This is a genomic window from Siphonobacter sp. (genome assembly GCF_048595215.1).
GTDB lineage: Bacteria > Bacteroidota > Bacteroidia > Cytophagales > Spirosomataceae > Siphonobacter.
This window is the reverse complement of sequence record NZ_JBMDWJ010000050.1, coordinates 1-5,212: the sequence shown is the minus strand read 5'-3', so window position 1 is coordinate 5,212 and position 5,212 is coordinate 1. Positions and strand designations below refer to the sequence as shown.

Genomic DNA, 5,212 nt, shown 5'->3' with positions numbered 1-5,212 from the left:
AAAGCGGCTCCGGATTGGTACGATCAGAAGGACTACGAGCCGCAAGGCATCACGATTCAACCGTGGTTTCCCTATGCTTTGGTAGCTGCTGCCGTGGTGGTAGTCGGGCTGTTTTCGGTTATCGTTTTCGGCAAAAAATAGTAGCGTAATAGATTACCCCCCATTATCCAACCCAATGAAAAAAATACTCCTATTTCTACTGTTGCTATCGGGAGTGATGGCACAGGCTCAACAGTTTGCACCGCTATTTGTGCCCCGGCTTACGCGATCGCAGGTTCAACAAAGCCCTGTTGCTACGGGTGAACTCGTATTCATCGACGCTGAAACAGGCGATCTGGTTTCGGTGAATGCAAACCGGGAATTTACGGTACTAGCTAAAAAGAAAGAGATAATCGGCGAAATGCCTGTACCTACAGATCTGCTGAACGTTCACGTATCCGGAAGGCTCCGGGATGGTGATGTACTTTTCACGCTCAAAGTCCCGCATGAGGCTACTTTTCGCTACGAAAAGGTGAGTTTAGGGCTGATTGGCTCTAAGCCTGTATTCATTGTACGTACGTCGGTAGGGAATGAAAACAGTTACAATCAGCCGGGCTTGAAGCAAAACGAGTATTTTGCTAACTATTCGTACCTGCCTTTTTACGCCTATATCAAAGACCTGATTGATTCTAAAGTTTTCGGGCTTACCGCTGACATTGAAGGAAAGTCCGTACCAGTCACATCAGGTCAGGAAACCGACTACGTTTTTGAAAAGGGCCGGGTGATCTATTCGCCCAAACCAGTAGTACCGCCGATTCAGAACGTAAAAGAGGAAACGCAGAATCATAATACAATCCCTGCTCCAGTACAAACGGGTGAAATTTCACGTCTGCAACTCACGGATGAAACCGGCCTTTCGGCCCTGCGGCAAATTCCTGGGTACAATCTGCCTACGGGGGCAATCAATCTAGTATCGACGGATTTGGGTTTTGAAGCTCAGGTAGAGTTAGTCCGGGCGGGTAAGATCAACTATATCCATCTGAGCCAACTAGCCGATTTGCACGGCGGTTTTTACCATCCCGAATGGAATCAAAAAGGTATTAAGATGGACCGCTTTCGGGAGATTCTGTCTACGTACCATCTGCCCGAAAATACCGGTGTGTACCGGATGATGTACAGCAATGTTTTTCCCGAGGGCTGGATTGATAAACCCGGCGTAGAGAAACGGTATCGGGATATTTTAGACGCGGTACGGGGCTATGCTATCAGCATGCAAAAGGATGCTGGCTGGGAGAATCACCCGGCTTTGCTGGACTTGGATTTAGAAGAAGCTCCGTATTCGTATATCGGTGTTAAGTTGTTATGTCAGGCGATCCGCGAAGTGAAAAACCAGTATCCGCAAGTTGCCTTTCAGGTGTACTGTTCTTCGCATAATTCCCTTTGCAATACGCCGGGTGGCTCCGAAAAAAGTCCGTACGGTAAGTTAGGCAATTATGAGCGGTATGAAATGTTTCGTCAGGCGGGCGTAACGGTTTTTCAAGGTACCTTACCTTACTTTCACATGCCCTCATTTTTCTGGAATGATCCAAGTCACGAACCAAGCGTAATAGGGGCAGAAAAAATGTACACTTCACAGGCTGACTACGCTCAAAAAAGCCTGCACCCCATTGCGGCAAAACTAAGCTGGACTGACTCGTTTTTTGAATCGCTACCCGCGGGCCATACTCCCGGAAACGTGGAGTGGATTATGAATATCTACGAGGGTGGCAATGACGGTACCGGAGCTTGGCCCGTAGTCGGTAACTGGGTTTTAGAAAGTATGGCCCTCTGGGGTTACGTTACCGGCTCGTACCAGTTCGGCGGCGGCCTCTATAATTGGACGGATTCGCGGCCCCGTAAGATCGGTCAGGACTACATCGAAGCGGGGAAGTGGCGGGCTTTCCAGTTCAATCGTTTCTGGAACAATCCCGTTACGGTCTACAATATCCAGCTTGAATTTTCCCTTGATAGCGGCAACACATGGCAAACCGACAAACGGCCCGGTATGAGTCTGCTTAATGAACATCAGGACGTCCGGCCATACCTGCGGGGTGCTTACTCGAATGGTGAATTACTGATCGTAGCCACAGCAGGCCAGCCCACCCACCTGGGCACGGCTCCGCAAGAAATCATCGTCCGGTACCTGGGCAAACAATACCCGCTGTCGCTGAAAAGCCAGACCGTTCATTCTATCGTAGTATCCACTCTTAACGAAGTACGTCCGTGAAATTTAATCTATCCTCATTTCTGCCCCAGTTCAAAGGCTCTAAAAATAACCTGCTGATCTACGGCGGGATTGCAGTCACGGTCACCGTGGCTGCTTGGCTGATCTGGTATGAAAACCGTAAAAACAAAGGGCTCATCCCTCCGGATGGCAAAGGAGAAGATCAACCGAGTTCGCGTCTCAAATACGTCTACGGGGCAGTCTACGAAAAGCAGACCCAAACGCAGGATTTTAAGCCCGAAAAATTTCCAGCCTTCCAACTCAATAAGGGGGAGTACTTCATTTGGGATGGACTCGTTCTCAATCAGGTAATGAGTAATACGCTGTTGAGTCGGGGCGTGACGCATATCAACGTAAAAAAGGTCGATTACACGATTCAGCAGGGAAAGCGGTTTTTGATCTTGTATCGAAATTTCTTCGCTCAGCCGATGAATTATTCGAATCTGAGCGAAAATAAAGCTCGGTTACAACGCGAAGTTAATTCGTATAATCCGGGCGGAGTTGATGTGCTGAATCTGGATCTTGAAAACGATGAGCATACGTCCGAATACGCGACGGTCTGCCGCGAGCTGGCCGCGTACGCCCGTGCGGAACTAGGCGTGAAGTACGTGGATTACCTGGGTATGACAATTGCTAACAGCGATTACAACGTGACGGGAAGTAATGTAGGCCGTACTTATTTTGCTCCCTATTTTTCGGGCGTAACGAATATGGATGATCCCTACCCGTACATTCAGATTAGTTGGTTTGAAAATGGCGACTGGCTGTATTCAGCCGCTCACGTGACTGAGCAGACCAGAGCCGTTGATCCTAGCATACCACAGGTGTCTTTCTGGTGGAAAATGGACGTAACCGGCCAGATGTACATTCCGGAGCATATCGCTCATGCAGTACCGCTCTTTTTACTGTTGACGGGTGCAAAGGGACTCATCAACTGGGACGTTGCCGGTCGAAACCAGTATTTCAATGTCGATGAAGCCTTGATTTCAGGATTCTATCGGGCTAGTCTGGTTAACGATATTCGCCAGGGTAAACCCGAGTTTCTGGTACCTGAAATTTCCCTCGATGGTGGGAAGTCCTGGACCTCAAACGAAGCCCTAGCCGCGAAGAAAAACCGGCATCCGCTCGTACGGGTCGTAAAGAATGGGGGTAAGTACGTCGTGGTCGGTCATAATCCCGTACTGAACGCTAAACCGCTCGATGTAACATTCCGAGTACACGTCTTTCAGGATACGATTCGACTGAAAGACCGGCAGACGTATTTAGGAAGAGGATGATTAATAGGCATGATTCCGTATCATGCCTATTCGACATGATACTTTAACTAGCTTATATACTATTACAATTCGAAATAATAATAACAAAAGATTCCAAAGGAAAGGCTTAACGCCAATGAAGACCACCAAAATATTAATGCACCCTTATTATTGGGAAATAGTTTTCTTAAAAGCAGAAAGCTTAATGTAAAAATCATAATTCCTATGAATAGGTTGAGTGCGTAAATCATCGAATCTAATATTTAAAGGGTTTAATTTTAGTATCTTATGGCAGTAAAGAGATGTGAATATAGTGTAATGAATATACCAACATCTTATTACATAATATATAATTTTAACTGAAAATCGCCAAAAATTTGACAGTCTATGCAAATAATATTTGGTAAAACATGATCGTATACATTGAAGTTAAGGTTTTGACTTGATTGTCAGATAGTCTATTTTGATTGGTTGTTGAATAAACTATTTGTATTTTATGAAGAAAATATCGATTCTGATTTTTGCAGTATTTTCATGCCTATTATGTTCTGCTCAAAATGAGATAGAAGTTGGTGGGAGATCTAAAAAAAATAATGGCTTATCAGCTAATAAACTAGTGCTAGCTTTAGAGGGAGCAGGATCTATAACTACATTTAGTGATAAAAATGAGTTCTTTAACAAAGAAAACACAGTTGGATTTAAGTTTGGAGTAACTGGTTTATATAGAATAGCTCCAAGAGTCGAAATGGGCCTTGGCATTAACCTGGCCCAATACCGACACTCTTTTTATAGTAATTTGTCTCAAACAAGATTTGATCAAATTGATCAAAACAACTACATAAATGTTAAGCCATATATACATATAGTATCGAAAAGTACTAATAGCATAAAACCATTTGTAAGTATTGGCCTATTTGGAGGCTACTTAGTGAAGTCTAAATATAAATCAACAAATTCAGTTACTCTGGAATCCACATCTTATGATGCAACAGAGTTTTATAATCGAATCAATGCTGGTGTTGAAGGGGGCGTAGGGCTGAAAATTAATCTAACTTCAAACAAAACTGTATACATTAAAGCAACCTATGAGCTGGGGCTGACCACTATAACAAGGAAAGAAGATTTACTACCGCAAGCAAATAATAATTTTCTGCCATTGAAAACTAATGCACTTAACCTCTATTTAATATATCCAATTTTTTCATTATAATTGGCCTAAGCCGGTGTCTTCTTGCCTGCACTAGCCATGCAACAAAGCCATAAGTAATGTAAATAAGTCTATTGAACATAAGTACTGATTATGCAACAGAAAAAGCGGCCAGAAGAGCGAATTTGGCTAGAACCTTGGGGGGAGATCCCAGCAAGCCAAAGGGATTCTTTTTTACTTCAATTAAATAAGGAGATGACTCAGCAACACCCACTGTTTGGAAGACACCTGGAACTTATTGGAAGAAGCTTTGCTAATGATGATGTATTAGTGTTGGTAGATACTAGCGAGTGGGTAGTAGTGCATTTGACTTGGTCAGGATCTGGCGATAGCCTTTTTCCCTTAATCGAGTCTTTTGATACTTGGTCCGGATTTGTCAATAATAAAATGGCAGTCGATAACGAAGGTTTTTAACATATAATCACTTATAAAACAGACTTATTTCTAAGTAATAACTAGATATTGAGTTTCTAGATCAAAAGATAAGCTATCCTAGCTCCTTACGTA

At 43.8% G+C, this 5,212-nt stretch carries 4 protein-coding genes; all 4 read left to right on the top strand.

Going from position 1 to position 5,212, the window contains the following annotated elements; all coding sequences use genetic code 11:
- Positions 1 to 175 precede the first annotated feature (175 nt).
- Complete coding sequence (locus tag ACOJTG_RS03445; protein ID WP_420152529.1) at positions 176 to 2,245, top strand: hypothetical protein; 2,070 nt, start codon at positions 176 to 178, stop codon at positions 2,243 to 2,245.
- Entirely contained in the window at positions 2,242 to 3,519 is a 1,278-nt protein-coding gene (locus ACOJTG_RS03440; protein WP_420152528.1) for a hypothetical protein, read from the top strand. The genes ACOJTG_RS03445 and ACOJTG_RS03440 overlap by 4 nt, the downstream gene beginning before the upstream one ends.
- A gap of 475 nt (positions 3,520 to 3,994) precedes the next feature.
- A complete protein-coding gene (locus ACOJTG_RS03435; protein WP_420152527.1) occupies positions 3,995 to 4,708 on the top strand; it encodes a porin family protein in 714 nt (237 codons plus the stop codon).
- A 90-nt stretch (positions 4,709 to 4,798) separates the two neighbouring features.
- Positions 4,799 to 5,119, top strand: a complete 321-nt coding sequence (locus ACOJTG_RS03430) for a hypothetical protein (protein WP_420152526.1) — start codon at positions 4,799 to 4,801, stop codon at positions 5,117 to 5,119.
- The last annotated feature ends 93 nt before the right edge of the window (positions 5,120 to 5,212 follow it).

Bases quoted from the DNA above. Each gene is read 5' to 3' on its own strand.
- ACOJTG_RS03430 (WP_420152526.1), top strand. From the start codon at position 4,799: ATGCAACAGAAAAAGCGGCCAGAAGAGCGAATTTGGCTAGAACCTTGG.
- ACOJTG_RS03435 (WP_420152527.1), top strand. From the start codon at position 3,995: ATGAAGAAAATATCGATTCTGATTTTTGCAGTATTTTCATGCCTATTA.
- ACOJTG_RS03445 (WP_420152529.1), top strand. From the start codon at position 176: ATGAAAAAAATACTCCTATTTCTACTGTTGCTATCGGGAGTGATGGCA.